The organism is Candidatus Competibacteraceae bacterium (assembly GCA_016713505.1).
Lineage (GTDB): Bacteria > Pseudomonadota > Gammaproteobacteria > Competibacterales > Competibacteraceae > Competibacter_A.
Genome location: JADJPA010000001.1, coordinates 3,190,422 through 3,216,964, shown reverse-complemented (window position 1 = coordinate 3,216,964; position 26,543 = coordinate 3,190,422). Strand labels below are relative to the sequence as shown.

Genomic DNA, 26,543 nt, shown 5'->3' with positions numbered 1-26,543 from the left:
CAAAGCATAGACCATTTTATCCGCTCATTAGTGCTTGTCATCGCCATCTTTTGTCTCTATATACCAAAGAGTGGCCGAGCAAATCACCCAACTGGCCGCAAGCAGGTAAAACTGAGAATTGTGCGAGCGAATTCTCTCTCGATAACAATCATTAGGGAGTCCAGCATCATGATGGTATCGCGTATCGCCAGCCTTGGCCTGCTGGCCTGGTTAGTTTTCATCCCAGGGTTTTTCGCGCCCGATGCCGGCGCGGCCGCGCCCAATGCCGGCTTCAACAACAAATCCGGTGAAGAAGATGAGGGCATGGGCAGCGCTCAAGGCGAAATCGACCAAATCATCACGCCCGAATACCGGCGCCGCGGGATGCGGGTGGAACGGATGTCTAACGGCAACTTGCGGTTGCGCTTGCCCAGCGAGGTCTTATTCGAGCGCGACAGCGCCGATATCAGCCGCGACTTTGCCCCCACCCTACGCCAGGTCGCCCGCATCATGTCGCGCCGCCCTCGGCTGCACGCCAACGTGGCGGGCTATACCGACAGCACGGGTTCGGACAGCCACAATCTCGACTTGTCGGCACGCCGCGCGGAAAGCGTGACCACTATTTTGAAAGCCGAGGGCGTCGAAGGTTCCCGCTTGCATCCCGAGGGCCGCGGCGAACGGGAACCCGTGGCCAGCAATAGCACCGCCGAAGGCCAACAGCTCAATCGCCGGGTGGAAATCATCCTGTACCGCCAGCGCGGCGACCGGATGCGCCGGGTTCGGCCTTGATTCGCTAGCTGCTTGGATCAGCGGAGGCCGGCTTGCGGTCTCCGCGTTGAGGCGGTCCGCCCTGACCGACCTCGACAATCAGTTCAGGGTCGAACGCCGCATTCTCGCTCACGCCATTTTTCACGTAACCGCGCGGGTTGCAGACCACGCGGGTGCCGTTCACGGTGTAATCGAAGCTGTCGTGAGTGTGGCCGTGAATCCATAAGGCCACGCGGCCTTTGCCCATCAAATATTCCACATCGGATACGAAGCAGGCGCTCAACGCCGCATTCGCAAAGCGCGGATGCAGGCTTTGGGGCGATGGCGCATGATGGGTCACAACGACGGTCGGACCTGGAAACGGTTGGTCTAACTTGCCCTGCAACCAAGCGGCATGACGCGCGAACAACGCTATCGCGGCAGCGGGTGAAAAAAGCTGCTCCAACTTTTCATCCACGTAGATTCGGTGGAAATCGCGCACCCAAAGCCGCGCTTGCACCATTGCCCACTCCCGTGGTTCGCCTTCGCCAAACAGCAGGAAATCGGTCCAGAGGGTCGCGCCTAGAAAACGCACGTCACCGAGCACAACTTCGTCGCAATCCAACACTTTGACACAGGTATTCGCACTGAGCCGTTTGAGTTCCCGCACCGTTCCCTCCAGAGCGCCGCCATAAAATTCGTGGTTGCCGGGAACATAAACCACGGGGCGTTCTAGACTCGCAGCCCAGCCCATCGCTTCGTTCGGACGGGCGATATCTCCCGCCAGCACGCTGATATCGGCATCGATTTTCGGTACCTCCAGAGCGGCCACGTTCAAGTGCAGATCTGAAAGCACATGCAGGTTCACGCCTTAGCCCTCCAACGCCTCACGAATCCTCGCCGCCAGCGTCTTAAGTTGCTCGGGATCGGCCGGCGCGCGGCCGTGCGTGCCGATTCGTTGGCCGTCTTGCATCGGTATCAGATGAACGTGGTAGTGAAACACGCTTTGCCCGGCGGCGGCGCCGTTGGTCTGAACGATGCGAATGCCGTCCGGGGCCAACGCCTTGTGCATCGCGCGGGCGACTCGCTGCACGGTCCGGGTGACCACGGACAGCTCGTCCCCAGCGATTTCGAACAGATTGGCGGCGTGCGTTTTGGGAATCACCAGGGCATGGCCAGGGCTGGCGGGTTGGATATCCATGAACGTCAAGGTCGCGTCGTCCTCGTCGATCTTGGTCGCCGGGATCGCCCCGCGCGCGATTTTGCAGAAAATGCAGTGGCTAGGCTCTGACATGATCGGGATTTCCTGAAAAACAGTGTGAGTAAGGGAACAGCGTTAGTAATGAACCGGTTTGGGCCAGGCGATCGGCCGATAACTTTCGCAACGCCACGAATAAAGCGTTCGCAGGACGCCGCCGTCTCGGGCGACGGCCGGCACCGGCGGCAAAGGCTGACATCTGGCAAAAGCTTGCAGCAAGCGCGGGGGCAAAGAATCGTTGGTCGTTACGTAAACACCATCGCGACCCGCCTCTCGCTCGATACCCGGCCAAAAATCGTGCTGGCTGAAACGACGGTTCTCCGCGACCGGATAAACCGACAGCCGTTCCGGCCAGTAAAATGCGACGCCTCCCGCCAAATGGTAGCTAGGAACCATCAGAAACTGTACCGACTGAGCCTGTTGCGCCACCGTGGCAACAGACTCCCGCCAACCGCGCAAATCCTTGAAAGGCGCCTTGGTCGACGCTAGCCCAAAGCACAGCGGGAAAAAGGCGACCACCAACAGCAGCACCGAACTCGCCACGCCCGCCACCACCCACCGTCGCCAGCGATCCGTCAACCCATCGATCCGACCGGCAAGCAACAAGAGCAAGCCGATATAGGCCGGCGCGGGCCAATTCAGCTGCACCTTACTGACCGTGGCTTTGGCAAAGAAGAAAACGAGCACCGCCAGCGACAAACCCCAGAGCCAGCGCTGCTCGGCCGGACGCGGCGGACGGGCCAGCGCGCGCAACAGCGCCACGGCGACCAGCGGTGAAAGCGCCAACCACTGCCCACCGAGAAATTCCAGCAGATCGCCCGCATTTTCTTCCCAGCCGCCCTCCTCGGTCACATTGAGGACATGACTTTGCTCGTGGTGCAACATCGGCCAACCATGCGCGGCATTCCACAGCAGGACCTGGCTGAGAACCAACAGCGCCAGCAACACGCCACCCCAAGGTGGCCAGCGGCCGAGCACACGGCGGCCGGCCGGCCTCAGCACCAAGCCCACCCCCAGAAAAAAAGGCAACAAGCCGATGCTGAACTTGGCCAAACCGCCGATGCCCACCGCCGCGCCCAGCTCGTACCACGCCGAGTCCTGGTGCCGGTACAACGCTCGCCACGCCGCCCACAGCCCCCAGGTCCAGCAGACAAACAGGAATACGTCAGTGGTCATGACCTGGCCGAGCGGGAAATACAGCGGCGTGGTCAGGCCGAGAGCCACCGCCCACCAGCCGGCTCGCCGACTTTGCCAGAACTGGCGCGCGAACCCAAACAACAGCAGCAGGAACAGATCGTAAGCCAACCACGCAAACAGCCGCACTTGCCATTCGCCGTGACCGAACAGGCCCGTACTCGCCGCAATCAACCAAGCGACCAGCGGACCCTTGGAGTAGTAGCTCCAGTCGAGCTGTTGCGACCATTCCCAATATTGCGCTTCGTCGAAATGCAGATCGAAACCGCCGGCTTCGGCGATATAGCAGCGCAAGATGGGCAAAACCACAGCCAATCCCGCCAACAGCGCTATATCGCGCAAGGCGACTGGCGCCGCGTCGGCCGCGACGGCGGATGAGGGCTCAACCATGCGGCATCCGCCAACCGGCCTCGGCGGTCAACTCCTGGGAGCCATCCGGGCGAACGGCATAGGACGAATTGGCGCTGGAGGCAAAATAGGTGCGGGTAATGAGTTCGCTCAGCACTCCGGTGGTGAGGAATTGCACGGCCATCAGCACCAGCAAGACACCGACCAGCAACAACGGTCGAGTACCGATATTGGCGGCGAACAACAATTTCTGCACGAATAGAGAAGCTAGAACCAGCAAGCCCGCTCCCCCGCTGGCCAAACCGATCCGGCCGAAAAAATGGCCGGGCCGGGTCAGAAACCGCAGAAAAAAGTAGACGGAGAGCAAATCCACCACCACCCGAAAGGTCCGACCGATCCCGTACTTCGATTCTCCGTACTGGCGGGCGCGGTGGTTGACCACTTCCTCCCGAATGCGGCTGGGGGCGGTCTGCACCGACATCCAGGCCGGAATGAAGCGGTGCATTTCACCGTACAGCCGCACCTGCTTGATCACGGCGGCGCGATAGACCTTGAGGCTGCACCCGTAGTCGTGCAAGCGGACCCCGGTGATGTTGCCGATCAGGCGGTTGGCGATTCGCGATGGGATGGTGCGCAACCACACGTTATCCTGGCGATGCCGCCGCCAGCCGACCACCAGATCGAGATTTTCATTGAGCAGCCGTCCGACCAAGCGGGGGATATCGGCTGGGTCGTTCTGCAAATCACCGTCCAGCGTGGCGATCACGTCGCCGCGCGCGGCGTCGATGCCGGCCTGCATCGCGGCGGTCTGGCCGAAATTGCGCTGCAAGGTGAGGACCCGAACGTGAGCGCCGAAACGGCTCGCTTCCGCCGCCAACCGTTCCGCCGTGCCATCGCTGCTGCCGTCATCCACCGCGATCAGTTCCCACGGATAGGGATAATTCGCCAACACCTCGTGAATCCCCGCCAGCAAGGGGTCAACGTTGTCTCGTTCGTTGTAGAGCGGCACCACCAGCGACAGCCGGTGCGGCGGCGGGATGGCATCAGGATCGGCTTGACTCATTCATCGAGCTCTCGGTTGGCGGCGGAAGAACGGAACGGTGGGCGGGTTCGATCTCCAAGCGGCGGGCTGAAAACCGTTGGATAACGGACGACCAACCACGCCCCCAAGCCGCCGACTGCTACGCCGATCACCGCGCCGGCCAGAACCTGACTGGGATAATGCTTGCCCAAATAGATACGCGACAAGCCCACCAGCAGCGCGGCGGCGCACAGGCCGACCCGCCAGCCGCGCCAAGGGGTCACTATCGCGACGAAGCTCGCGGCGGCAAAAAAGTTGATGGCGTGATTGGACGGCATTCCGTTCAGGGCAGTACCACAACGGTCGGCCACCGCACCGCCAAGGGCGCGCAACTGCTCGAAGACGGCCTGACACGGACGCGGTTCAGCGAACCATTCCTTGAGCAGATCACCGAGTACATCACCGACGGCAACCGTCGCCGCCAGCATCAGGAACCACCGCAGGCCGCCGCGACCGCAACGGCGAACGCTATCGTACAGCAGGATCAACGCCAGGGGTAAAGCAAACCACAGCCGCTGCGACACCCACCAGAACAGCCCGTCCAGCAACGGCTGGCCCCAACCTTGGTTGACCCATAGCAGCAAGCGTTCATCCATTGTGGCGCAGCAGTCCGGCGGCGGGTCGATCATGGCTCAGCAAAAACCCCAGCGCGCCGCCAAGCAACGACAAGCCGAGCATGAACAGATGCAGGTTGACCGCCGCCGCCAACGCCGCCGCCGTCGGTATGTCGAATGGCGTCAGGGCCGCAACGACCCCGGCTTCATAGGTCCCCGCGCCCGCAACGCCGTGCACCGGCAACACGCTGGTCAGATCGCCGCCGATGGCGCCCATCACCGCCGCCGCCCCCGGCATCGGCGCAAACAGCCGCAAAATCCAGGCGAACACCGCCAACTTCACCAGCCAGTTGAGCTGCGTCCACAACCAAGCCCGCCAAAATGCGGTCGGGGTTTGCGGCAGCCCTGCTCGCGCTCGCGCCAGCCGCTCTCGCCAACGCGCCGGCAAACGTTGGCCCAACCGGGCCAACGCCGGCGCTGCTTGCAGCCGGAACGACCACCACGGCAGGCCCAACCAAACGGCTGTCAGCAAGCCCGCCCACCCCACATCCAACCAGCGACCACCGACGGCGAGCAACGCCACCGCCGCCAAAGCGTGCAAATCCATCAGGCGAAACCATAGCAACGCGGCCAGCGAACCAGCCAGCGGCGTGGCGAAATAGCGGGTCATCAGCACCGGAAACGATACTTCTCCGGTTCGCATCGGCAACAGATTATTGAACAGGTTGTGCAACAGGGTCAGCTTGAGGCAGGCCACAAACCCGCCGTGCGTGACCGGCAGAAAATAATCGTACAACCGCAGCGCCCGCACGGCATAGCTACCCAGAGTCAACAGCGCCGCCGACACCAGAGCGGCGGGCGAAATGAAGCGCCAGAGCATCAGAAGTTGGCTCCAGCCGATCAGCCACTGGACGCCGGCTATCACCAGCACCAAGACGGCCAGGCCGAACCACAACCGAACGTTGGCGGTCATTCAACATCGATCCGTTTCGGTTCTGAGGCGCGCTGCTTCCTGGCGCTCCACCGCCAGTTGATAAGCGACCCCCAGCAAGGCCAACAACGCCAAAATACGCTGCAAAAGGTCGGCTTGCGGATAACCCGTCCGGTAAAACAGTAGCGCGCTCAGGGCGCAACCGACCAGCAGTAGGGTCAACCAACGCCGCCCGGCCGGCGTGACGCCCCAGGCCCAACGCTGCGCCCAAACGGTACCGAGCACCGCCGCCAGCCAACCGCCCGTCACACCGGCCAGCACATCCAGCGGCCAGTGCGCTCCGACGACGACGCGCGACAGGCCGACCAGACCGGCCAAGACCAGCAGCAGCCAAGACCAGCGCCGGCGCCGGTCATCCGGTAAATGTAAAACGATAACACCGGTCAACATGGCCACCGTGGCGGCATGGCCCGAAGGAAACGAAAGGGTCAGCAAAACCCGACCGATGACGTGAAACTGCTCTCTGGCCAAGAGCGACGCCGGACGCGGCACAGCCAGCGAATGTTTGAAACCGTGCACGAACAGGAAGGTCAGCACTCCCGCCAGCACTCCCGCCCAAACCAGTTCCGGCCAACGCCGCACCAGCGGCAAAAATAGCGTCAGTGCAATCAAGGCATCGCCCAGAACGGTTAAGTTGGCCCAGAATCCGTCGCCAGTAGACGCGCTCAACCGATTGAATCCCAAAAACAGCGGCTCATTCGCTTGTAATACGACGATCGCCACCATGCCGGCCAGCGCCGCCAGCGGTAAATCCCAATACCAGGGATTCCAGCGGCGAGCGTACTGGCGCCGGGCAGGCATCACGGCGTTGGCCCGGTGGTTTGGGAACAGGCCGTGGCCGGCGCACACGACGCAGCCTCGTCGTCAGCAACGGTCGGTGAGATCCGCGCCAGCGCGATCCCGTGTTGCTGGTAGAGCAGTTCGTGCGAGGCCAGCGCCGGCAAGCGCGCGCTTTGGGTCAGCACCACATCGCCGGGACGCGGCTCGCGACGCTCGACAATCCGCCCGCTGTAAACGCTGAAGCTTGGCGCATTGATGCCCCACATCACCGCGGGCGCTTGCAGTTGACGCGCCAACAAACCCGCCTCCTTCACCGGTAGTTGCCGGACGCTGGCCACCAGCGGCAGCACTTGATTGGAGACCAGGAAAACCAGCGTCAACCCGCTGGCTAGCATTTTATAAGCCAATGCGATCCGCCGCTCGCGCATCCAATAGACCGTCAGCAGCAACGCCCCCACCAACAGCAGATAATAAGCGAGCGGAAACACCAAGCCTTCGAGTTGGGCGCGCACCAATTCATCCCGCACGCGCGGCAAGGCCACCGCCACCGCCGCCGGCAAAACCAACAGCAGCGCCAGAAACAGCAGTTGCGGCAACAGCAACCAACCGGCCCGGCCGGGGCTGTCCAATTCCGGGGCCATCAACAGAAACAGCCCGGTGTAGCCATAGATCAGATAATGCGGCAGTTTGGTGGCCGCCAGCGAAAACAGCACGAACACCAGCACGAACCAGATCAGCAGATAGCGGCCCAGCGGATCGGCGAGCGTTTCCCGCCAGCGGCCCAGCACCCGCAGCAGCAGGGCGGTATAGGGCAACACCCCCACCAACAACACCGGAAGGTAATACCACCAACCGCCGCCGTGCCCTTCCAGCGGTTCTTGGAAGCGACCCAGATTGTGGCGCAGAAAAAAGCCCAGAAAAAATCCTTCTCCTTCGCGCAGATATTGCACGATATACCAGGGCGCGGCGACCGAGAGAAACAAGCCCCAGGCCCGCCAGTCCACCGCCAGCCGCAGCCAGGCCCGCCCTTCGCCCCGACTGGCGCAGTACGCCAAGCTGACCGCGGCGGGAATCGCCACCGCAACCGGACCCTTGGTCAGAAACCCCAAGCCCATCGCCGCCGCCGCCGCATAGAGCCAACCCCGTCGCCCTTCGCGCAGATAGAGATACAACGCCAGCAGACTGGCCGACAACAGCAGATTGAGCAAGGCATCAGCGGTGGCCGCCTTGCCGATCACCGTCACCGCCAGCGAGGTCGCCAGCAGCAGCGCCGCCATCGCTCCCCGACGGCTGCCGGCCACCCGACGCCCGAACAGAAAAACCACCAAGGTCCAGGCGGTGGCGGCCAGCGCCGACGGCAGGCGAAAGACCCATTCATCGACCCCGAACGCCGCCAAGCTGGCTGCTTGCAGCCAATAGCTGAGAATGGGTTTGTCGTAACGCGGCCGACCGTTGAGATAAGTCGAAACGAAATCGCCGCGCAAGAACATTTCGCGGGTGGCCTGACCGAACGCTCCTTCATCCAGATCGAACAGCGGCACCGCGCCGAGCTGATAATAGAAGCTGGCCCACAGCGCCAGCGCCAGCCACCCATACAGCGGCCAGTCGCGTTTCACGACGCCGGAGAACCGAAAACGATCGAACCGCATTGCTAAGAAAGTTTGCCGGCGGCCAAATTCAGCGTTCGACCGCCCGGAGTTCCATGCGCAGCACCTCCTTCTCATCCTTCTGCTGCATGACCCGCACCGGCATATAACCCAACTCCGGGGCGAACCAGAAGCGGGTTAGTCGGGTCTTGCCGGGTTTGGATTGACTGATCCGCAGCGCGCGCAGTTTGCCGACCGAGGTCTCCAGCGTTTCCTCGCCTTCGTTCTTGATCTGATAGGGCTTCAGTTCGATCTCGTCCGCCAGGACATACTCCGAAGGCAAATCACCGCGCCGCAAATCCCACATGACCCGCAAATTCAAGCTCAACGGGTCCAGTACGCCGGGCGACAGCGGCAGCGTGGCTTTTTCATCATTATCGCTGGCCCGAAGTTGCTGCGCCGGCCAATCGAAGCGCAACCGCACCGTTTGCTTTTTCTTGGGTGTCTCCACCCGTCGTTCGTATTGGGTTGGGCGGACAGCGCCATCGCGAATTTCACCGCTCGCCTGCTCGTCGATCTGCCCTGAAACCAGCAGCGCAGCCAAACCGTTGGGCCGAACCTGAGCGCTCATCTGATAAGCGTTCGGGCCGGTGGCGGTCAAGGTCATGACCGCATCGCCGATGGAAAACCCGGAACCGTAGACTTCGTAGCGGGCCTTAAAAGGATTGACGGGCAGACTATCAGAGTTGGCCGCCGGCGCGGGCGACCACACCAACAGCAGCGAACCGAGCAGCGCGACGGCGCGAAGAAAAAGCTTCATGCGACGATGCATCCTCGCCGGTTCGAACACCGGCCAACAGTTTCAAGGATCGGGACCGTGCATGATAAAGCATTCTGGCCAGCCGGAGGCGAGAACTGGCCGATCGGACGATCAGGCTCGCAATTGAGAGAGTTGGTCGCGGCGCTCGCGCAACAGCGTTTCATAGGCGCGGCTGAGGGCGTGCTCGTAGGCGCAATCGCCTTCTTCGCCCATCTCGTGCAAGCGCGCCTCGAAAAACGCGATTTCCTGGCGTAGAAAATCCGCCGCTCGGTAGTCGGCGACCGGATGGCCCCGGCCCGTGGGGCGGGTGCCCAGCATAATTTCAGCGTACATCGGTTCTTCCCCTCAATATCTGTTCTTGGTTTCGATGATCCGAGCTTGTAGCCTAGGCCCGCTCGGTTAATCTTTTGTGACAACCGTTCGAGCGTCGCGTTTCACAGGCCGCGAAACCGCATCGATAAATCCACCGCGCGCAGGTCCTTGGTCAACCCGCCGATGGAAATGTAATCCACGCCGGTCTCGGCGATCCGGCGCACGGTGGTGAAATTGACGTTGCCCGACGCTTCCAGCTTGACCCGCTTGGCGGTCAGGCGCACCGCCTCGGCCATCGTCTCCAAATCGAAATTATCCAGCATCACGATATCCGGCGCGGCCGACAGCGCTTCCTGTAACTGCGCCAGGTTCTCAACCTCAACTTCCACCTTGACGCTGGGATGCAAGCGGCGGGCCGTCTGAATGGCCTGCGTGATCGAACCGGCGGCCATGATGTGATTTTCCTTGATCAACACGGCGTCGAACAGGCCGATGCGATGGTTCTGGCAGCCGCCGCAACGGACGGCGTATTTCTGCGCCAGCCGCAAGCCGGGAATCGTCTTGCGGGTGTCCAGAACGGTCGCGCCGGTGCCGGCCACGGTATCGGCGAACTGGCGGGCGAGCGTGGCGGTGCCGGATAGGGCTTGCAGGAAGTTGAGCGCCGTGCGTTCGCCGGTCAGCAGGCTGCGGGCCGGACCGCGCAGCGCGCACAGCAGTTGATCGGGCTCGACCCGATCCCCGTCGGCCGCCCGCCAATCGACCGCGACGCGGGGATCGAGCTGCCGGAACACGGCGTCGAACCAGGCTGTCCCACACAACACCGCGCGCTCGCGGCTGATGACGGTCGCTTCGGACTCGGCCGTTTCGGGGATCAGGGCGGCGGTCAAATCGCCGCCGCCGACATCTTCGGCCAAGGCCGCGGCCACGGCGGGATTGGGATCGGGCATGGTCATGAACGGATTCCTCGCAACGCGCTCCGCATGGGGCGGAAAACAATCAAAATAGCGGCTTTTTTGATGGAATGACGACAAATGTTTTAAGGTTATCAGGCCAAAACCAAGGAGAAAAATCATGAAACGCTTTTTATTCAGTCTGTTATTGACCTGTAGCGCGCTGGTGCAGGCGGCGGGAAACAATGCCGTTCAGATCGTGAAGCCCCAGGCCGCCGAAACGCCGCCCGGCGCGAAAACCGGCGCGGTTTATTTCGATGTGGTCAACAGCGGCGGCGCGGATCGGCTGCTGAGCGCCGAGGCCAAAGAGATGGCGGGCACCCTCGAACTGCATACCACGCAGATGGAAGGCACGATGATGAAGATGCGCCAAGTCGATGCGGTTGATCTGGCGGCCGGTGAAACGACTTCGCTCAAGCCGGGCGGCTTGCATGTGATGCTGATCGACCTGAAAAAACCCCTGCAAGCCGGTCAAAGCTTTCCGCTGACCCTGCATTTGGAAAAAGCCGGAACCTTGCAAGTGACGGTGCCGGTGGTGAAGCGCGAGGCGATGATGGACGCGATGCCGCAACACGACCAAGGTCATTCCGGGCACGCAAAGCCCTGACTTAGCCGCTTTCGAACACGTTGGCGTGATCGGGCGCGCGTATTCGCAACGCCGCGACAAATTCAGTGAATGTGGGGTGAATCTTGAAAAAATACAGATGCGCCCGACAACGGCAATCGGAAGCGCCGAAGCGAAATGGCGGCGCTCGTCCGCCGAGCGCTTGGGCCGCCTCGGCCCACAGACATTCCCGGCGGATCGGATCGTAACTGAACCAGACCGCCTCAAGAGCGGCGCGTTGCCGCAGGTAGTCGATGTGCCAGTGCGGCCGAGCCGCCGGTCGGCGATGATGGCGCAAGCGGCCCGCGATGCCGCCGGGGCCGAACGCGCTGCCGAGATAAAGCGCCCAACCCGGCGTCAGCGGCAACCACCGCCGACCGACGGGGATCGATTCCTCAAGGTCGAGCCGCAGCAACAGCGCATAGGTTCCGGGCCGGCTAGCGGCTAGCGGGGCCTGATCCATCGCGTCGCGCCCGCCTCCTCGTTCGTCTCGCGCGGGTTCAGGGCCACAGGATTTTCGCATTTGAGTTGATCGCGCCCGCAACTGTCAAGGCGCGCGGGGTGAAGTATTGGCCGGCGACGCCTTGCAGCAAATCTTTCAACGGCGCGCCGGGCTTGCGCTCCAGCGGACGGCTTTCAGTTTTGAGCGATTTCTCCACCCCCACTGCCTCAATCAACACAAACCGCGTCTTCGCGCCGTCGGCGCTGTTGCTCACGCGCTGGAGGCCAACGGCGTCGAGGCCGCGCACGCCGCGACCTTTCATTTACTCGTAATAACCCTTGCTGCGCACACCGCGCATGAACAGCAAGACCTCCAGCGGCCGTAGGCGGTCTCTTCCTCGGTCTCGGCCCAACGCTTCTTGCGGGTGGCGCGGTCGCGGTGATCTACCCACTCCTTAGCCTTCAGTTCCGCACCTTTGCGGGTGATTTCGGTCACGATTTCATACACGTCATAACCGACGTTCACGCCGTCGGCCACCGATTGTTCATAGGTGTATTCAGCGACGATGTTTTCGTTGAAAAAGCCGAAAGTGCGTTTATCCGGCGTGGCGGTGAGGCCGATCAGAAAGGCGTCGAAGTAGTCGAGCACCTGCTTCCACAGGTTGTAGATGCTGCGGTGGCACTCATCGATGATGAGGACATCGAAGGTTTCAACGGGTATGGCCGGGTTATAGCGCACCAGCTTCTCTTGCGTGCTGATCTGCTGGATTTCGTTGAACGAAACCTCTTCCGCCGACTCGTCAATCGGCTCGCCGGAGAGAATCGAATACAGCCGTTGGATGGTGCTGATGCAGACCTGCGCGTGGGGGTCGATGCGGCTGGAGGCGAGCCGCTGCACGTTATACAGTTCGGTGAAGGTGCGGGCGTCGTCCGAGGGCGTGTAGGCCATGAATTCCTGATGCGCCTGTTTGCCGAGATTGCGGGTGTCCACCAGAAATAGAATGCGTTTGGCCCCGCCGAATTTCAGCAGCCGATAAACCGCGGTGATGGCGGTAAAGGTCTTGCCCGCGCCGGTGGCCATGTGCACCAGGGCGCGCGGCTGGTTCAACGCCAGCGAGGCTTCTAAACCCGCAACGGCGCTGATCTGGCACTCGCGCAAGTTCCGCGTCGCCAGCGCCGGCATCCGCTCGGCAAGACGGCGGCGCAAGGTCTGCGGCTCCCATTGCCAAGCCGCTAAGGTGTGGGGCGTAAAAAAGTGGAAAATCTCGCGCGAGCGCGGTACCGGATCATGGTTATCGGTGAAGCGAATGATCTGCCCGGTCGCTTCAAACAGAAATCGCAAGGGCGCATCGTCCTTGCGCCACTTGAGCTGAGCGGTGGCGTAGCGCTCGGTTTGACTTTCGGTGACGGTGAGATTTTCACCCGCGCTGTCTTTTTTAGCCTCGATGACGCCGACGGCCTGTCGGTCCACGAACAGCACGTAATCCGCTGGGCCGGTATCCGTGGGAAATTCCCGCACCGCCACCCCCAACCCCGCCGCGAGGTTGAGCCCCTTTAGATCTTGGATCGCCCAACCGGCCTGTTCGAGCTTTCGATCGATCCGCTGGCGCGCCTTTGCTTCCGGTGTCATGGGTGCAGCTCCCTTCGCGTATCACCAGGAACTTCAAATGAATCGCCCCGGATTTTCCGAAGCGAATGGCCCCGGAGTCAAGCCGCGCTGACCGACCGCGCCGCGCCAATAAAAAAGGGTCAGGCGACAGCCTGACCCTCGGTCTAAATTGGTGGGCCGTGTGCGATTCGAACGCACGACCAACAGATTAAAAGTCTGGATAAATATCTTAAATCTCTTTGATTTTATTGCTATTTTTCTTTTTATTCCAAATACTTAAAGATATCACAACAACCTACAATCCTCTAAAATAACGCTGTTAATTGCCATATTCTGGACAATCGGTGGACAACAGAACTCGCTTTTTGACCTTCCTTATGCACGCAACTATCACAATCAGCCGGGTATTTTTCAATGAAGGACATTTCATGGACAATGGATAGAAATAAATCATAAAAATTATATTAAATTTATATATTTATATTTTTATATAATCAGATTATTAATCTGTTGTTGTGGTTTAATGCTGCTTATTGTAGACTTTTGCCATGTTTCAATCCTGAGAGACAAAGCAATGGCCACCTTCAACAAGCACACGGCAAACGATGGCAAGGTGACCCATCGGGCGCGAGTGAGAATGAAGGGCTACCCGATTCAAACCGCCAGCTTCGAGCGGCTGACCGATGCTAGGCGATGGGCGCAACGGACTGAAACCGCCATCCGCGAAGGGCGCTATTTCAAAACCCGCGAAGCCCAACGCCACACCGTAGCGGAACTTATCGAGCGCTACACGTTGGATATACTCCCTCGCAAGAAGGGCCGCAGTGTTCAGATTCAAGGTGCGCAACTGGCTTGGTGGCGTGAACAGTTGGGCAAGCTTACCCTAGCAGATATCACCCCACCCCTGATTGCTCAATACCGAGATAAGCTATTGGCTGGCTATCCTGATAGCAAACCTCGCTCCCCCTCTACCGTGGTGCGCTATCTGGCGGCTTTGTCGCATTGCCTGACTATTGGTGTGAAGGAATACCAATGGCTTGATGATTCCCCGATGCGCAAAGTCACCAAGCCCAAGGAACCACGCGGCCGGGTTCGCTTTTTGTCGGATGATGAAAGAATTCGGCTGCTTGCAGCCTGTGAGGCAAGCGCCAACTCCTATCTATTCCCCGTAGTGGTGCTGGCTCTATCGACCGGGATGCGTGCAAGTGAAGTGATGAACCTGGAATGGCGCGATGTGGATTTAGCACGCGGCTGGATAACTCTACGCGACACGAAGAATGGTGAACGGCGTGGTGTTCCCTTGGCGGGTAAGGCGCTTGATTTGTTAAGGCAACACGCCAAGGTTCGGCGATTGGATACCCCGTTGCTATGGCCTGGTAAGGAGTATTCCGACAAGTCGATGGATTTACGCCAGCCGTGGGAAAAGGCCGTCAATCAGGCAGCGATTGAAGACTTCCGCTTTCATGACTTGCGCCATTCCGCAGCATCCTATCTGGCAATGAACGGCGCTAGCCTGAACGAAATTGCAGCCGTGCTAGGCCATAAAACCCTTTCAATGGTGCAACGCTACGCCCACTTATCCGAATCACATAAGGCCAGCGTGGTTGCGGCGATGAACAGCCGGATATTCGGCTGATGGTGCGGTGACATTGGAAGGCATAACGTGACAACCATGATATTTCGGGAGCACGCCTTGTTGCGGATGGCGGAACGCGGAATACACCATCAGGATGTCAAGGCAACGCTGGAACACGGTGAAGTCATCCGGCATTACCCGGAAGATACTCCGTACCCCAGCCGTCTACTGTTGCACTGGATTGAGGGGCAACCACTGCATGTGGTGGCGGCCCCTGCTGGTGACGATACCGAAATCATCATCACGGCTTACCGACCGGAAGCTACCCTGTGGGAACCCGACTTTAAGAGGAAGCGGCCATGAACTGCGTGATTTGTAAGACAGGCGGACTACAGCCTAAAGCGGTATCGGTAACCGTAGACCGCCAAGGCGCGTTGCTGGTGGTGCAAGGCGTTCCCGCCCTGGTGTGCGACAACTGCGGCGAACGCTATTTTGAGGATGCGGTATCCGCAAGATTGCTGGAGTTAACCGAACAGACATTGCAACCCGGTGTAAGACTGGATGTGCGCCAGTACCAACGCCAAGCAGCATGACAGCTGTTATAAACCGGCAAGGCGTTAAAGCAGCAATAGGCGAATAAGGGAGGCGAGTTAAAAATAGGTTGGGGCGGCCCCGGTGGCACGGGTAACCGCCCCTTGTCATTTCAGTAGCTTGGAGATTTGAAAGATGACAGAGGAAGATGATACCGGGCAACCGGCGCGACTGCCACTGCTTGAGTCAGGATTGTCGTTTCGGGAAAGAGGACAAATTGGGAAGTTACCGGAACAAGCTTCCGGCCCTGAATGGGCAGCGATGTTGAAGGGGACTGGTTATGGTAGTGGCGCTTGGTGGGGACACAAGATAACTCGTGCTATTCGCCAGCGCGACTTGGAAGCAACCACCCGTGGCATTATTAAGCGGACGGAAATTTTACGCTGGCTCGCACAATATGATGCTGTGCCTGACGCATGGCGAGAGCTAACCTTTCCTGTTCCTGCTGTTTCCGCTTCTATTGGCTCGCCTATTCCCAAAAAGCTAGCCCCAACTCCCAAAGTAACAGCCTTAGACGAACTGGCAGCCTATCTACCTTTGCGGGAGCGCGGTTAGGTTGCTTGCCTGATGCCTTGCACGTCGAACAGATTGCCACCCTTGAGTATCCAGACAACCAAGCCCTTGCTTTGGCTTATGCCAATGTGCTTTTGAATGCCTGTAGCAACAATGGGTTGTTATCGACTAAAGCCCAATACCAAGATTGGTGGATTGAGAATGGTGCAACAGATGAAGTCAGCGAAGAATTCCAATGGTGGTACAAAAACCTTTTCGAATACGTTAGCGAAAAAGGCTCCACTCCTTTAGTTACTCGCACCGCTTACCGTGATTGGCTGATTCAAAAAGGACAATCTTTGCGTACATGGTGGTTTCCGGCTGATGTAACAGACTCTTTTCTTCCTGTTTCCAAAGATACTTTGTTTCCAGACATCATGAATCAATCTCTCTCGCAATTATCACTAGCGGAACGAGCAAAGGGTGGATTGTTAACCAGCGAACCAGAACTCTGGTTAAATGAAATCTTGGAGTTGGAATTTCCAAGTTTGACCACCTACGAGGACCGACAACGCCCCGAAAGAATCAACTGGAAAAAGTCCGTAGAAGTAGCGATTCAATATGGAATGCTCAGTGGTTGCCACCTAAAAACAACTGTCCAATCGGAAACACACCATTACCTTGATAATCGTCGAGCTTACTTCAATAGCCCACGCGAGAAAGCTATACACATCGTTGGCTGTAGTGATTGGCGAATACCCCGCGAACCTTATCGAACTTGGCGAGCAACTCAACTCCATCCTCCGGTTGGTTCGATTATTCATCTGTGGTTAGGAGCTACGCTTGTTCCTCCTACATCCAAACCAATAGAAATGAAGTTATCCAATTCTGAATTTAATAAGGACAAACGCCAAATATCGCTGGCTGAAGTAGAAGATACGGCGCTAGCGAGATTGCGGGAGCAATTAGGACGTGAACCAGATTTTGAAGAGTTCTGGCTTCACATTATTAAGCATGACGATACTGGCACTATCGCCGATTATACGGATGACCTGCTGATGTGGACTGGCAAGGATGGACGCCAATGTCAGACAAAAAAAACTACCCTGCGTAACCGCCTAACAGCAGCCAAGAAGCGTAATCCATTTAAGCCCTAGCTACCTTTATCCTTCTTTCATCGTGAAATTCACGTCTACCACTGTGAAATTCACGGTTATCACTCCCCACTACTGCCTATCGGGAAATTGATTTCTGCCTCGTTAAAACTCGTGATGCTTCAGCAATCATGAGGATTAACCAGCATGAACCCGCTTACAGTTCGTCAACTAAGCGAACGCTTCCCCGCATTCTCCGAACCTGCTTTACGCAATCTGATTTTTTGCGCAAAGCCTCGCCCTTCCTCCAAAGGCATTATTCCAGGCAATGGCCTGGCCCCCGCCATCATTCGAATTGGAAAGAAGGTTTTGATTGATGTGGAACAGTTTCAAGACTGGCTACGCAGCCAACAAGGTGGAAGTCATGGCGCGTCGGCTTAGTGGAACTCAAGGTGAGTGGGTTAAGCGTCGCCTATTATTAACCCGGCAATGAAATAGGCGATTAAGCGGCGTAGTGGACGGCGGGGTGATTGAAATAGGTCATGATACGCTCTGGGGTATTGATGAGGAATTGGAGGAAGGCGTTTGCTTTGTGCCGCAAGGCCTGGGGCGTGGAGGAACGGGCCGATAACCGCAACTGGGTTTTGAAATCGCGATTGAGGTATTCGGTGGGATTGCGCTCTAGGGGTATAGGGCGGCAAGTAGACTAGCTCGATTTGCTCGGCGTGTTCGCCGACCCACTCGGTGACGAGCTTCGCGTGATGGACTTTGAGGTTGTCCAGAATCAAAAAGACTTTCTGGGGCTGGTCGGCGATCAACTGGCCGAGGAATTCGAGGAACAAGGCCGCGTTCAGGGCCTGCTCGATAAAGCGGAACCGGACGAGGCCTTGGTTGCTGATGGCCGACACCAGCGCCAATCCAGACCGGCGGCTGGAGGTGGCAAGCACCGGCGTTTTCCCCTGAGGCGCATAACCGCGCACCCAATGGCCATCTTCCACCACGGCCGTCTCATCGCCCCAGTAAATCACCGCTTTCTCCGCCTTCGCTCGCGCGAGAATCGAGGGGTAAGTCTCGTCCAACCACCGTTGCACCTCGGCAGGCCGTTGTTCCAAGGCGCGCTTGAGGGGTCGTTGCGGGCTATAGCCCCACCGCGACAGATACTCGCCCACCGTCCGAATCGGCATCGCCACCCCAAACAGCGTTTCGATCAATTCCATGACCGCCCGCCGGTTCCACAGCGCAAACGGCAATCCCCGTCGCCCCGGCGTCTCGTCCACCAAAATCGAGCGCACCCGCCACTCTTGGGCCAACGTCAGCGTCCGGCCCGTCAAGTACCGCCGTCCCCGCCGCCGCGATTTCAGGCCCGCTTCTCCGTCCCGACCAAAGCGTTGGCCCCACCCGATCACCGTGCTGATATGCACCCCGACCACCCGCGCGATTTCCTTCCAGCTCCACTGCAAGTCTTCCCGCAGCCGCAGCGCCTGACGGCGCCGTTCCTCCTGCGCTTCCGGCGACAAACAACGTGCGTCGATCTTTTTCATGTCCCTCACTATACCACTATCGGCTAAATAATTGCCGGGTTAATAACTATTGAATTATAAATTTAAAATCCTAACCGCTTTGCTTGGCAGAATGCTAAAACCGGTTAGGAAATCAGAAATCCTAACCGCTCTAACCGGTACGATTTAAAACCGGTTAGAAAATATTATATTGATTTTAAATGAAAATTTATCGATTCTAACCGCTCTAACCGTTCTAACCGGTTTTTTAGAGGGTAGAGACTATAGGAACGAGGGATGTTTGCAAAAACGGATGGCAGCTTGTCCAGCGTCGTCCATCAAGCGGACGTTTGAACGTATAGGTATGAGAGGCCCTTTAATTAAAGAAAGTTATCAATCATCAATCGTTGATAACTTATTTTCATAACACATAAGGGAAATCCCTTATAAAACAGTTGCCGATTGTTGCTATCAGTCGCCACCAAATGGACAACCAGTGGACAACAACCAAAAATAAAGGGCCAGGCTTCCGCCTAACCCCTTGTTTTATTTGGTGGGCCGTGTGCGATTCGAACGCACGACCAACAGATTAAAAGTCTGCTGCTCTACCGACTGAGCTAACGGCCCGAAAAAGGCTGCTAATGCTACAACAATCGGGCGAAATCGCAAGGCCCGCCTGCGAGACGATCATTGCAGAGACTGCAACCGTCGTCCCGCTAGGCTGGCGGCCTGAGTGTTGGGATAAACCTGCACCAGCTTCCGCAACACTTCGCGCGCCCGTTCCGTCTCACCCTGCTCTCCATAAATGTACCCCAACTTCAGCAGCGCATCCGGCAGTCGTCCGCTTTGTGGATAATGCAGGCCCATATTGATAAAAGCTTCCTTGGCCGCTTCGTAATTCCGGCTGACGTAATGGGATTCTCCCAGCCAGTATTGCGCGTCGCCCGCCAGATTGCTGGCGGGATGAGCGCTCATAAAACGCTGAAAACCGGTCACCGCCTCCGCATAGCGACCTTCGCGCAACTCGCCCAACGCCGCATCGAAATCGCCCTGCTCGGTCCGCGCCGAAGTCGGCGGTGGCGTGGTTGCGCCGCGCTCGGCAGATGCAGGAGGCTGCGCGGCGGTGGCGGGAGGTCGGACCGGCTCCAGCCGATCCTCCGTTCTGGCAGGCCGCTCCGAGATTGCTGGAACCGCCGTCCCCGGTGGAGTTGCGGCCTCCGGAGGAGCGGCTGCCCGCTCCTGCTGGAGCAGCTCAAGCTGATGCCGCTGCACCTCTAGCTCGCCGCGAACCTGACGGATTTCTGCTTCCAATTGCTCGACCCGCTCCAGCAACTCCAGAGTCAGTTCGTAATCCGGGGCCCGCTGGGCCCAAGCGACGCCAAGCGGCACCAGGCCGCCCAGCACCGCAAGTAACAACCAAAGCGGCCGATAGTGGGGCATCATCATCGCGCGCTCGTCATCAGTACACGATTTCCACGCGCCGGTTCAGAGCGTAACTCTGCTCGTCCTGACCGGCGGCGGCCGGCCGTTCCTCACCGTAACTGACGACCCGAATTTGTTGCGGGGAAACGCCCATGGCGGTCATGGCCTGGCGCACCGCGTTGGCCCGACGCTCGCCCAGCGCGATGTTGTACTCGCGGCTGCCACGCTCGTCGGTGTGGCCTTCCAGTTGCGTCACCCCGCGCCGGTTGCCGCTCAGCGCGCGCGCGTTCGCTTCGATGACCGGCCGGCTTTCAGCACGGATGTTGGCGCTATCGTATTCAAAATAGACAATCCGATCCGCCGACACGACATTACCACCCGCGCCGCCTCCCCGGCCAGCCCGGCGGCCGCCGGCCTTCCCGCCGGCCGCAGACTCGCCGCCGCTGGTATCGAAAGTATCGTAACCGCTCGGCGATTGCCCGTACGGATAGCTGTAGGCTTCTTGGCCCGCCGCTTGTCCCGTGCCATCGGGCAACTGGGTTGCGGTGGCGTCGGTGGTCTCCTCGGTGTTCTCACCGGTCGAGGCGCAACTGGCCAACAGCGCCAGCGAAGCGGCGGCGATCAACGTCTTGATGAAATATTGCATGGCGGTTCTCCCTTCAACTTGAGCGTAATAATCAAACGATCAGCGAGCAAAAGGCGCCCAAACCGGATCGCGCACTTTGCCGCGCAAAACGAAATCCTGCTTCACGCTGCCGTCCACGGACACCGCATTCAACTGGCGGCCGTTGGAGTAAATGATCATCCTGCCGTTGGGCGCGAAGCTGGGCGACTCATCCAGGCCACCGGAGGTCAATACCCGAAACTGGCGGGTTTTCAGATCCAGGGCGGCGATATAAAACCGCCCGCCGCGGCGGTGCACCATAGCGATGTAACGACCATCGGGCGAAACCGTCGGGCTGGCATTGTAATCCCCTTCGAAGGTCAGGCGTTGGGCCGCGCCGCCGCCGGGGCCGATCCGATACAACTGCGGCGAACCGCCCCGGTCCGAGGTAAATACGATGCTGCCGTCCGGCAACCAGACCGGTTCGGTATCGATGGCGTTGCCATTGGTCAGGCGCACCGGATTCTGGCCGCCCAAATCCAGGGCGTAAATTTCGGGATTGCCGTCTTTGGACAGCGTAAAGGCCAACCGCTGACCGTTGGGCGCCCACGAAGGCGCGCCGTTGATGCCGGGCGCGGCGGAAACCACGCGCCGGGCGCCGCTGTAGACTTCCTGCACGACGATCTGCGGCCGGCGGCCCTCAAAGGAAACATAAGCCAGCCGCGAACCGTCCGGCGACCAGGAGGGCGACATGATCGGTTGGCTGGAACGCAAGATGACATTGGGGTTTTGGCCATCGGCGTCGGAGACCACCAAAAACCAAGAGCCGCCACCGGCATTGACGAAGGCGATGCGGGTGGCGGCCAAGCCTTTTTCACCGGTCAGCTTTTCGTAGATCAGGTCGCTGATGCGATGGGCCACCGGCCGCAATTGAGTCGGCGGCACGTCGAAGGACAGACCCAACAACTGGCCACCCTGCGCGCCCGTCAACTGAAATTGCACCACGTAGCCGCGGGTGCCGCCGGGGTTGGCTTGACCGGTCACCGCATAGTCGGCCCGCGCATCCGCCGCTTGCGGCGCGAATTTACCGCTGCGCTGCAAATCGGATGCGACGATGCCGGCGATATTTTCGGGCGCGCCGCCTCCGAAAGGCGCGACGGCGATGGGAATGCCCCTGCCCTCGATGCCCTTGGTCACATCGATAGTCAGCTCGGCACGGGCCAGGGGTCCGACCCCCAGCAAGAGCAGTGCTCCAAAAATATAGACAAACGATTTCAAGGACTGGCCTCCTTCGACATAATCATTCCAGCGTGGTTGTTAAAGGTTCTAGCTTACTTCGGTCGGAATCTCAGAATAAAGGTCGGTCGCAGCTCTTGGGCCACGTCCGCATCGGCGGGCATGGGCAACGGAGAGGCTCGATGGGCCGCCGCAACCGCCGAGTTGTCGAATAGACTATCTCCGCTCCCTTTCACGACCTGAACGTTAGTCACTTGGCCGGACCCTGTCACCGTTATCCGCAGCAAACACACCAAGCCGCCGGCGCTGTTCGCAAGGGGATTCCAGTGCCGCTCCACGTATGGGCCGATCACGTTTCCAGCATGTGCCCCGGCGTTTGCCTTGGCTCTTTCCCGCGCGGCGAGCTTTTGAGCGAGCTGGCGCGCCTCATCGGCCTTGCGCTTCGCTTCTTCCGCTGCCCGGCGCCTTGCTTCTTCGGCCGCTTGCTGTTTGGCCTCCTCGGCCGCTTGTCGGCGGGCTTGTTCGGCGGCTTCCCGCTTGGCTTGTTCCGCCGCCTGGCGCCGCGCTTCCGCCGCCGCTTCACGCTTCGCTTCCTCAGCCGCTGCCCGCTTGGCTTCAAGCGCGGCCTGCCGGCGGGCTTCCGCCGCCGCTTCCCGCTTGGCCTCAGCCGCCTGCTGCCGGGCTTCCTCAGCCGCTTCCCGCTTGGCCTCAAGCGCGGCTTGCCGGCGGGCTTCCACCGCCGCTGCGCGCTTCGTTTCCTCAGCCGCTTCCCGCTTGGCCTGTTCCGCAGCCTGACGCCGCGCTTCCGCCGCCGCCTCGCGTTTTGCCTCGATAGCCGCTTGACGCCGCGCCTCTTCGGCCGCCTCCCGCTTGGACTCAAGCGCGGCTTGCCGGCGGGTTTCCGCCGCCGCTTCCCGCTTGGCCTCAATGGCCGCTTCCCGCTTGGCCTGTTCCGCCGCCTGACGCCGCGCTTCCGCCGCCGCCTCGCGTTTTGCCTCGATAGCCGCTTGACGCCGTGCCTCTTCGGCCGCCTCCCGCTTGGACTGTTCCGCTGCTTGTCGCTTGGCTGCCTCGGCCGCTTCCCGTTTCGCCTCAAGTTCAGCCTGCCGGCGCGCCGCCTCGGCCGCTTCCCGTTTCGCCTCAACTTCCGCTTGCCGGCGCGTTTCCACCGCCCGCTGGCGAGCTTCCTCGGCCGCTTCACGCTTCGCCTCGGCCGCCGTCCGCTGCCGGGCTTCTTCGGCCGCCGCCTGCCGTTTCGCCTCATCTTCCACCGCCCGCTGCCGGGCTTCCTCGGCCGCTTCCCGCCGCGCTTCTTCCTGCTGCTGGCGCCGCATTTCCGCCTGCCGCCGTTCTTCCGCCGCGCGGGCTTCTCGTTCGGCCCGCGCCAGTCGCGCTTGTCGCTCCGTTTCTTCCCGCTGGCGGCGACGCTCTTCCGCCGCCAGCCGTTCCAATTCTTCCCGGATGGCTACTTCATCCACGACTTCGGCCGGAATCGCTTCGATCTCAGCCTGCTCGGGACGCAACGCGCTGGTCGAAATATTCAGATTGAGCAATAAAAACAACAGGACGATTGCATGGATGGCAACAGCACCCACCGTTGCCACGATGTCCTGATAGTTCGCGTTACGCGCCAGTTGCATCGGTCGCGACTAGGGCCGAACCGGCGGCTCGTTCGGTGGCGCCGTCGACAAGCCGACCTTGGCGGCGCCTGCTTCCCGTAAAACCGTCATCGCTTTGATGACATCTTCGTATTTCAGCTCGCGGTCCGCGCGGACCAGCACCGGAGGTTGCGGCTTCTGGCTCAGGCGCTCGCGGATGCTGGCGAGGCGGGGTTCCAGATTCGCGCAATTCACCGTCTGGGCTTTTTCCGAGCCGATGTTGAAATAGCAGCTCCCCCCCTTCTGCACCGACAACACCAGCACCTCGGTATCTTTATCCTTGGTGTCGATCTTCTCGGCGGCCGCCTTGGGCAAGTCCACTTCGACGCCCTGGTTGAGCAGGGGGGCGGTGACCATGAAAATAACCAGCAACACCAACATCACGTCGATGTACGGGACGATATTGATTTCCGCCTTCAAGCGGCCGTGCGAGCTACGGCGGGCCATGGCTCAGCTCTGCTGAGCCGCGGCGCGGGCGGCGTCGGAGTGGTTTTTGCGCAAATTGTAGGACTGGCGCTGGAGGATATTGGAGAACTCCTCCATGAAGGTTTCGTAGCGGTTGGCCAGCCGATCCACCTCATGGGCGTAGCGGTTGTAGAAAATCACCGCCGGAATCGCCGCGAACAAGCCCATCGCGGTCGCGATCAAGGCTTCGGCGATGCCCGGCGCCACCTGCGCCAGCGTGGCTTGCTGCGCCAATCCCAGCGCCCGAAAGGCGTTCATGATGCCCCAGACCGTCCCGAACAAGCCGATATAGGGGCTGGTGGACCCCGTGGTCGCCAACAGCGACAGATACATCTCCAACTCGTCAAGCTCGCGCGAACCGGCGGCTCGCATCGCCCGCTGGGCACCGCTGACCACCGATTCCGGGTCTACGTTCGGCTGCGAGCGCAGGCGCAGAAACTCTTGAAATCCAGCCAAAAAAATGGCCTCCATGCCCCACACCACCTCTTTTTGGCGGTTGACGCGGGCGTACAGGGTCGCCAGATCGGTCCCCGACCAGAAATCGTCTTCGAACTGATCCGCCGCCCGCTTCGCGGATTCCAGGACCAAGCCCTTCTTGACGATCACCCACCACGAGCCCAAGGAAACCAGCACCAACAGCAGCATGATCAACTGGACGATCAAGCTGGCGTTGGTGATCAAACTCCAAAACGATAAATCATGGGTCACCTACAATCCCCCCTCGTCTCCCTCAAGTGCCGGGGAATCCGGCGCGCCCGGAAAGTCTCGGCATCGATACAAGCGACTCTGACCCGCGCGCCACACAAGATGTCGGCGGAGGCGTCGCGCTGGATGGTTTGCTCGAACAGAAAACTGGCCCCCCGCTCTTCCACAATCCGGCTGTGCACCACCAGCAGATCGTTGAAACGAGCCGGCCGATGATAGTCCACGGTCAAGGATCGCACCGCAAACATCACCCGCTGCTCCCGGAGCAACGCATCCTGTTCCAAGCCGCGCGCGCGCAGCCATTCGGTGCGGGCGCGCTCCATGAATTTTAGGTAATTGGCATAATAAACGACACCGCCGCTGTCGGTGTCTTCGTAATAAACCCGAACGGGCCAGACAAACATAACGACCTTCCGTTAGAATTCCCCAACGTTATTTAACCGATGCTGAATCATCGCACGCACCCGGAGAGGAACATCTCGATGCGCACGCTCTTGTTAGCAGCTCTACTGTTCGTCGCCGCCTCCGCCTTCGCCGCGGCGCCGTTGACTTTCGAGGAAGTCGACACCGACGGCGACGGCTTGATCAGCGCCGACGAAGCGGCCAGCGTGGAAGGCTTGGATTTTGACGCCGCCGATGGCGACGGCGACGGTACGCTCAGCGTGGACGAATACGAAATCGCCGTGGAGGGATTGCCGCCGCCGTCCGAAACCGCCGCGCCCGAAGAGATCGAAGACGCCGAGGACACCGCGCCGGAACCACCGGCCAATCCACCCAACACTCCCGCTCCGACCGAACCGCCGGCTAAAAGCGCTCCTGCCACACCGGCCACCAAGGCCCCCCTAGCAGCGCCCGCCAAACCCTGATCCGCTACGGCGCGGCGCCGAACAAATCACCGCTGGCCGCCGGATTGCCGATCGGGGTCAGGCCGAAATGGCGATAGGCGTGCGCCGTCGCCACCCGACCGCGCGGGGTGCGCATCAGAAAGCCCTGTTGGATCAGAAACGGCTCCAGCACGTCCTCAATGGTACCGCGTTCCTCACCGAGCGCCGCCGCCAGCGTATCCAAGCCCACCGGCCCGCCGCCGAACTTGTCGATCATCAACCACAGCAGCCGGCGGTCCTGCTCGTCGAAACCGCGCTCGTCCACTTTCAACAAGTCGAGCGCCAGTCGCGCCACCTCCACGGTGATTCGCCCGCCCGCCCGCACCTGCGCGAAATCCCGCACCCGCCGCAACAAGCGATTGGCAATGCGGGGCGTGCCGCGCGAACGCCGGCCGATTTCGCTCGCGCCGTCGGGATAATCGGTCTCGATAGCCAAAATCCGCGCCGAGCGGGCCACGATCTCGGTCAGTTCTTCCGGCGTGTAAAACTCCAGCCGGTGGACAATGCCGAAGCGGTCGCGCAGCGGCGAAGTCAACAATCCGGCCCGCGTGGTGGCGCCGACCAGCGTGAACGGCGGTAAATCCAGTTTGATCGACCGCGCCGCCGGCCCCTCGCCGATCATGATGTCGATCTGATAATCCTCCAGCGCCGGATACAGCACTTCCTCCACCACCGGACTCAGCCGGTGAATCTCGTCGATGAACAACACATCGCGCGGTTCCAAATTGGTCAGCAACGCGGCCAGATCGCCGGGCCGCTCGATCACCGGCCCCGACGTCTGGCGCAAATTGACCCCCATCTCGGCGGCGACAATGTGGGCCAGCGTGGTCTTGCCCAGCCCTGGCGGTCCGAACAGCAAAACGTGATCCAGCGCCTCGCCGCGCGCCCGCGCCGCTTGGATGAAAATTTCCAGTTGTTCCCGCATCGCCTGCTGGCCGATGTATTCCGCCAGCCGCTTGGGGCGGACGGCGCGATCCAGCGTGGCGTCTTCCCCGCTGGCGGCTGGCGAAATCAGGCGTTCCGATGCAGTCGATGAAGTCATGGCGATAAGACAGGAAGCTCA

Annotated in this window: 29 protein-coding genes, 1 tRNA gene and 2 pseudogenes; 9 read left to right on the top strand and 23 right to left on the bottom strand. The window is 60.2% G+C overall.

The features are described from left to right. Positions 1-168: 168 nt before the first annotated feature. Positions 169-768 (top strand): OmpA family protein, encoded by a 600-nt coding sequence (locus IPK09_14725; protein ID MBK7984852.1) that lies wholly within the window; start codon positions 169-171, stop codon positions 766-768. Between the two features lie 4 nt (positions 769-772). Here IPK09_14725 and IPK09_14720 read toward each other — a convergent pair whose 3' ends face one another. The 11 genes from IPK09_14720 to IPK09_14670 form a co-directional block, all read right to left on the bottom strand. Next, positions 773-1,594 carry a metallophosphoesterase gene (locus IPK09_14720; GenBank protein MBK7984851.1) on the bottom strand — a complete coding sequence of 274 codons (822 nt, stop codon included), beginning with the start codon at positions 1,592-1,594 and terminating at the stop codon, positions 773-775. A gap of 3 nt (positions 1,595-1,597) precedes the next feature. Next, positions 1,598-2,020 (bottom strand): HIT family protein, encoded by a 423-nt coding sequence (locus IPK09_14715; protein ID MBK7984850.1) that lies wholly within the window; start codon positions 2,018-2,020, stop codon positions 1,598-1,600. A 42-nt stretch (positions 2,021-2,062) separates the two neighbouring features. Beyond that, positions 2,063-3,568 (bottom strand): glycosyltransferase family 39 protein, encoded by a 1,506-nt coding sequence (locus IPK09_14710; protein ID MBK7984849.1) that lies wholly within the window; start codon positions 3,566-3,568, stop codon positions 2,063-2,065. Next, positions 3,561-4,589 (bottom strand): glycosyltransferase family 2 protein, encoded by a 1,029-nt coding sequence (locus tag IPK09_14705; GenBank protein MBK7984848.1) that lies wholly within the window; start codon positions 4,587-4,589, stop codon positions 3,561-3,563. The genes IPK09_14710 and IPK09_14705 overlap by 8 nt, the downstream gene beginning before the upstream one ends. Next, complete coding sequence (locus IPK09_14700; GenBank protein ID MBK7984847.1) at positions 4,586-5,203, bottom strand: phosphatase PAP2 family protein; 618 nt, start codon at positions 5,201-5,203, stop codon at positions 4,586-4,588. Before IPK09_14700 ends, IPK09_14705 begins: the two co-directional genes overlap by 4 nt. Then, on the bottom strand, positions 5,196-6,134 hold the full coding sequence (locus IPK09_14695; protein ID MBK7984846.1) for a flippase-like domain-containing protein: 939 nt from the start codon (positions 6,132-6,134) through the stop codon (positions 5,196-5,198). The genes IPK09_14700 and IPK09_14695 overlap by 8 nt, the downstream gene beginning before the upstream one ends. After that, the gene (locus IPK09_14690) at positions 6,135-6,953 is read right to left on the bottom strand and encodes a phosphatase PAP2 family protein (GenBank protein ID MBK7984845.1); all 819 of its coding nucleotides are present in this window, start codon (positions 6,951-6,953) and stop codon (positions 6,135-6,137) included. It lies immediately after the preceding gene. After that, the gene (locus IPK09_14685) at positions 6,953-8,581 is read right to left on the bottom strand and encodes a glycosyltransferase family 39 protein (protein ID MBK7984844.1); all 1,629 of its coding nucleotides are present in this window, start codon (positions 8,579-8,581) and stop codon (positions 6,953-6,955) included. The genes IPK09_14690 and IPK09_14685 overlap by 1 nt, the downstream gene beginning before the upstream one ends. A gap of 28 nt (positions 8,582-8,609) precedes the next feature. Next, positions 8,610-9,338: a DUF3108 domain-containing protein gene (locus tag IPK09_14680; protein ID MBK7984843.1), complete on the bottom strand. Its 729-nt coding sequence runs from the start codon at positions 9,336-9,338 to the stop codon at positions 8,610-8,612. Positions 9,339-9,449: 111 nt separating this feature from the next. Further along, a complete protein-coding gene (locus IPK09_14675; protein ID MBK7984842.1) occupies positions 9,450-9,671 on the bottom strand; it encodes a hypothetical protein in 222 nt (73 codons plus the stop codon). 101 nt (positions 9,672-9,772) lie between these two features. After that, positions 9,773-10,603 carry a carboxylating nicotinate-nucleotide diphosphorylase gene (locus IPK09_14670; GenBank protein MBK7984841.1) on the bottom strand — a complete coding sequence of 277 codons (831 nt, stop codon included), beginning with the start codon at positions 10,601-10,603 and terminating at the stop codon, positions 9,773-9,775. Between the two features lie 118 nt (positions 10,604-10,721). On the opposite strand from IPK09_14670, the gene IPK09_14665 reads away from it, so the two are divergent. Continuing rightward, a complete protein-coding gene (locus IPK09_14665) occupies positions 10,722-11,207 on the top strand; it encodes a copper chaperone PCu(A)C (protein ID MBK7984840.1) in 486 nt (161 codons plus the stop codon). 1 nt (position 11,208) lies between these two features. Here the strand turns inward: IPK09_14665 and IPK09_14660 are convergent, their stop codons facing one another. Both IPK09_14660 and IPK09_14655 read right to left on the bottom strand, forming a co-directional pair. Further along, on the bottom strand, positions 11,209-11,667 hold the full coding sequence (locus IPK09_14660) for a GIY-YIG nuclease family protein (GenBank protein MBK7984839.1): 459 nt from the start codon (positions 11,665-11,667) through the stop codon (positions 11,209-11,211). A gap of 112 nt (positions 11,668-11,779) precedes the next feature. Next, a pseudogene (locus IPK09_14655) lies at positions 11,780-13,275 on the bottom strand (DEAD/DEAH box helicase family protein). A 553-nt stretch (positions 13,276-13,828) separates the two neighbouring features. On the opposite strand from IPK09_14655, the gene IPK09_14650 reads away from it, so the two are divergent. The 6 genes from IPK09_14650 (at position 13,829) to IPK09_14625 (ending at position 17,448) form a co-directional block, all read left to right on the top strand. Beyond that, positions 13,829-14,890: a site-specific integrase gene (locus IPK09_14650; GenBank protein ID MBK7984838.1), complete on the top strand. Its 1,062-nt coding sequence runs from the start codon at positions 13,829-13,831 to the stop codon at positions 14,888-14,890. 36 nt (positions 14,891-14,926) lie between these two features. Further along, entirely contained in the window at positions 14,927-15,193 is a 267-nt protein-coding gene (locus IPK09_14645) for a DUF4258 domain-containing protein (protein ID MBK7984837.1), read from the top strand. Beyond that, a complete protein-coding gene (locus tag IPK09_14640) occupies positions 15,190-15,423 on the top strand; it encodes a type II toxin-antitoxin system MqsA family antitoxin (protein MBK7984836.1) in 234 nt (77 codons plus the stop codon). The genes IPK09_14645 and IPK09_14640 overlap by 4 nt, the downstream gene beginning before the upstream one ends. Positions 15,424-15,556: 133 nt before the next feature. Continuing rightward, positions 15,557-15,976: a hypothetical protein gene (locus tag IPK09_14635; GenBank protein ID MBK7984835.1), complete on the top strand. Its 420-nt coding sequence runs from the start codon at positions 15,557-15,559 to the stop codon at positions 15,974-15,976. A gap of 5 nt (positions 15,977-15,981) precedes the next feature. Beyond that, a complete protein-coding gene (locus IPK09_14630; GenBank protein MBK7984834.1) occupies positions 15,982-17,070 on the top strand; it encodes a hypothetical protein in 1,089 nt (362 codons plus the stop codon). A gap of 144 nt (positions 17,071-17,214) precedes the next feature. After that, entirely contained in the window at positions 17,215-17,448 is a 234-nt protein-coding gene (locus IPK09_14625; protein ID MBK7984833.1) for a hypothetical protein, read from the top strand. A 61-nt stretch (positions 17,449-17,509) separates the two neighbouring features. Here the strand turns inward: IPK09_14625 and IPK09_14620 are convergent. From IPK09_14620 to ybgC, 9 genes and pseudogenes are all read right to left on the bottom strand, one after another. Then, positions 17,510-18,548 (bottom strand): annotated as a pseudogene (locus tag IPK09_14620) (IS630 family transposase). 509 nt (positions 18,549-19,057) lie between these two features. Continuing rightward, positions 19,058-19,133 (bottom strand) — tRNA-Lys (locus IPK09_14615). A gap of 60 nt (positions 19,134-19,193) precedes the next feature. Next, entirely contained in the window at positions 19,194-19,952 is a 759-nt protein-coding gene (gene ybgF / locus IPK09_14610) for a tol-pal system protein YbgF (protein MBK7984832.1), read from the bottom strand. Positions 19,953-19,965: 13 nt separating this feature from the next. Then, positions 19,966-20,574 carry a peptidoglycan-associated lipoprotein Pal gene (gene pal / locus IPK09_14605; GenBank protein ID MBK7984831.1) on the bottom strand — a complete coding sequence of 203 codons (609 nt, stop codon included), beginning with the start codon at positions 20,572-20,574 and terminating at the stop codon, positions 19,966-19,968. 39 nt (positions 20,575-20,613) lie between these two features. After that, complete coding sequence (tolB, locus tag IPK09_14600) at positions 20,614-21,810, bottom strand: Tol-Pal system beta propeller repeat protein TolB (protein ID MBK7984830.1); 1,197 nt, start codon at positions 21,808-21,810, stop codon at positions 20,614-20,616. 53 nt (positions 21,811-21,863) lie between these two features. Further along, on the bottom strand, positions 21,864-23,408 hold the full coding sequence (tolA, locus tag IPK09_14595) for a cell envelope integrity protein TolA (protein MBK7984829.1): 1,545 nt from the start codon (positions 23,406-23,408) through the stop codon (positions 21,864-21,866). Positions 23,409-23,417: 9 nt separating this feature from the next. Further along, positions 23,418-23,873, bottom strand: a complete 456-nt coding sequence (tolR, locus tag IPK09_14590) for a protein TolR (GenBank protein MBK7984828.1) — start codon at positions 23,871-23,873, stop codon at positions 23,418-23,420. A gap of 3 nt (positions 23,874-23,876) precedes the next feature. Next, a complete protein-coding gene (gene tolQ / locus IPK09_14585) occupies positions 23,877-24,599 on the bottom strand; it encodes a protein TolQ (protein MBK7984827.1) in 723 nt (240 codons plus the stop codon). After that, entirely contained in the window at positions 24,596-25,000 is a 405-nt protein-coding gene (ybgC, locus tag IPK09_14580; protein MBK7984826.1) for a tol-pal system-associated acyl-CoA thioesterase, read from the bottom strand. Before ybgC ends, tolQ begins: the two co-directional genes overlap by 4 nt. A 78-nt stretch (positions 25,001-25,078) precedes the next feature. On the opposite strand from ybgC, the gene IPK09_14575 reads away from it, so the two are divergent. Next, on the top strand, positions 25,079-25,462 hold the full coding sequence (locus IPK09_14575) for a hypothetical protein (protein MBK7984825.1): 384 nt from the start codon (positions 25,079-25,081) through the stop codon (positions 25,460-25,462). A gap of 4 nt (positions 25,463-25,466) precedes the next feature. Here the strand turns inward: IPK09_14575 and ruvB are convergent, their stop codons facing one another. Beyond that, positions 25,467-26,522: a Holliday junction branch migration DNA helicase RuvB gene (ruvB, locus tag IPK09_14570; GenBank protein MBK7984824.1), complete on the bottom strand. Its 1,056-nt coding sequence runs from the start codon at positions 26,520-26,522 to the stop codon at positions 25,467-25,469. Positions 26,523-26,543 lie beyond the last annotated feature (21 nt).

Excerpts from the sequence above, each read along its gene's own strand:
- IPK09_14725 (MBK7984852.1), top strand. The coding sequence starts at position 169 with ATGATGGTATCGCGTATCGCCAGCCTTGGCCTGCTGGCCTGGTTAGTT.
- IPK09_14715 (MBK7984850.1), bottom strand. The coding sequence starts at position 2,020 with ATGTCAGAGCCTAGCCACTGCATTTTCTGCAAAATCGCGCGCGGGGCG.
- IPK09_14710 (MBK7984849.1), bottom strand. The coding sequence starts at position 3,568 with ATGGTTGAGCCCTCATCCGCCGTCGCGGCCGACGCGGCGCCAGTCGCC.
- IPK09_14705 (MBK7984848.1), bottom strand. The coding sequence starts at position 4,589 with ATGAGTCAAGCCGATCCTGATGCCATCCCGCCGCCGCACCGGCTGTCG.
- IPK09_14700 (MBK7984847.1), bottom strand. The coding sequence starts at position 5,203 with ATGGATGAACGCTTGCTGCTATGGGTCAACCAAGGTTGGGGCCAGCCG.
- IPK09_14695 (MBK7984846.1), bottom strand. The coding sequence starts at position 6,134 with ATGACCGCCAACGTTCGGTTGTGGTTCGGCCTGGCCGTCTTGGTGCTG.
- IPK09_14690 (MBK7984845.1), bottom strand. The coding sequence starts at position 6,953 with ATGCCTGCCCGGCGCCAGTACGCTCGCCGCTGGAATCCCTGGTATTGG.
- IPK09_14685 (MBK7984844.1), bottom strand. The coding sequence starts at position 8,581 with ATGCGGTTCGATCGTTTTCGGTTCTCCGGCGTCGTGAAACGCGACTGG.
- IPK09_14680 (MBK7984843.1), bottom strand. The coding sequence starts at position 9,338 with ATGAAGCTTTTTCTTCGCGCCGTCGCGCTGCTCGGTTCGCTGCTGTTG.
- IPK09_14675 (MBK7984842.1), bottom strand. The coding sequence starts at position 9,671 with ATGTACGCTGAAATTATGCTGGGCACCCGCCCCACGGGCCGGGGCCAT.
- IPK09_14670 (MBK7984841.1), bottom strand. The coding sequence starts at position 10,603 with ATGACCATGCCCGATCCCAATCCCGCCGTGGCCGCGGCCTTGGCCGAA.
- IPK09_14665 (MBK7984840.1), top strand. The coding sequence starts at position 10,722 with ATGAAACGCTTTTTATTCAGTCTGTTATTGACCTGTAGCGCGCTGGTG.
- IPK09_14660 (MBK7984839.1), bottom strand. The coding sequence starts at position 11,667 with ATGGATCAGGCCCCGCTAGCCGCTAGCCGGCCCGGAACCTATGCGCTG.
- IPK09_14650 (MBK7984838.1), top strand. The coding sequence starts at position 13,829 with ATGGCCACCTTCAACAAGCACACGGCAAACGATGGCAAGGTGACCCAT.
- IPK09_14645 (MBK7984837.1), top strand. The coding sequence starts at position 14,927 with ATGATATTTCGGGAGCACGCCTTGTTGCGGATGGCGGAACGCGGAATA.
- IPK09_14640 (MBK7984836.1), top strand. The coding sequence starts at position 15,190 with ATGAACTGCGTGATTTGTAAGACAGGCGGACTACAGCCTAAAGCGGTA.
- IPK09_14635 (MBK7984835.1), top strand. The coding sequence starts at position 15,557 with ATGACAGAGGAAGATGATACCGGGCAACCGGCGCGACTGCCACTGCTT.
- IPK09_14625 (MBK7984833.1), top strand. The coding sequence starts at position 17,215 with ATGAACCCGCTTACAGTTCGTCAACTAAGCGAACGCTTCCCCGCATTC.
- ybgF (MBK7984832.1), bottom strand. The coding sequence starts at position 19,952 with ATGATGATGCCCCACTATCGGCCGCTTTGGTTGTTACTTGCGGTGCTG.
- pal (MBK7984831.1), bottom strand. The coding sequence starts at position 20,574 with ATGCAATATTTCATCAAGACGTTGATCGCCGCCGCTTCGCTGGCGCTG.
- tolA (MBK7984829.1), bottom strand. The coding sequence starts at position 23,408 with ATGCAACTGGCGCGTAACGCGAACTATCAGGACATCGTGGCAACGGTG.
- tolR (MBK7984828.1), bottom strand. The coding sequence starts at position 23,873 with ATGGCCCGCCGTAGCTCGCACGGCCGCTTGAAGGCGGAAATCAATATC.
- ybgC (MBK7984826.1), bottom strand. The coding sequence starts at position 25,000 with ATGTTTGTCTGGCCCGTTCGGGTTTATTACGAAGACACCGACAGCGGC.
- IPK09_14575 (MBK7984825.1), top strand. The coding sequence starts at position 25,079 with ATGCGCACGCTCTTGTTAGCAGCTCTACTGTTCGTCGCCGCCTCCGCC.
- ruvB (MBK7984824.1), bottom strand. The coding sequence starts at position 26,522 with ATGACTTCATCGACTGCATCGGAACGCCTGATTTCGCCAGCCGCCAGC.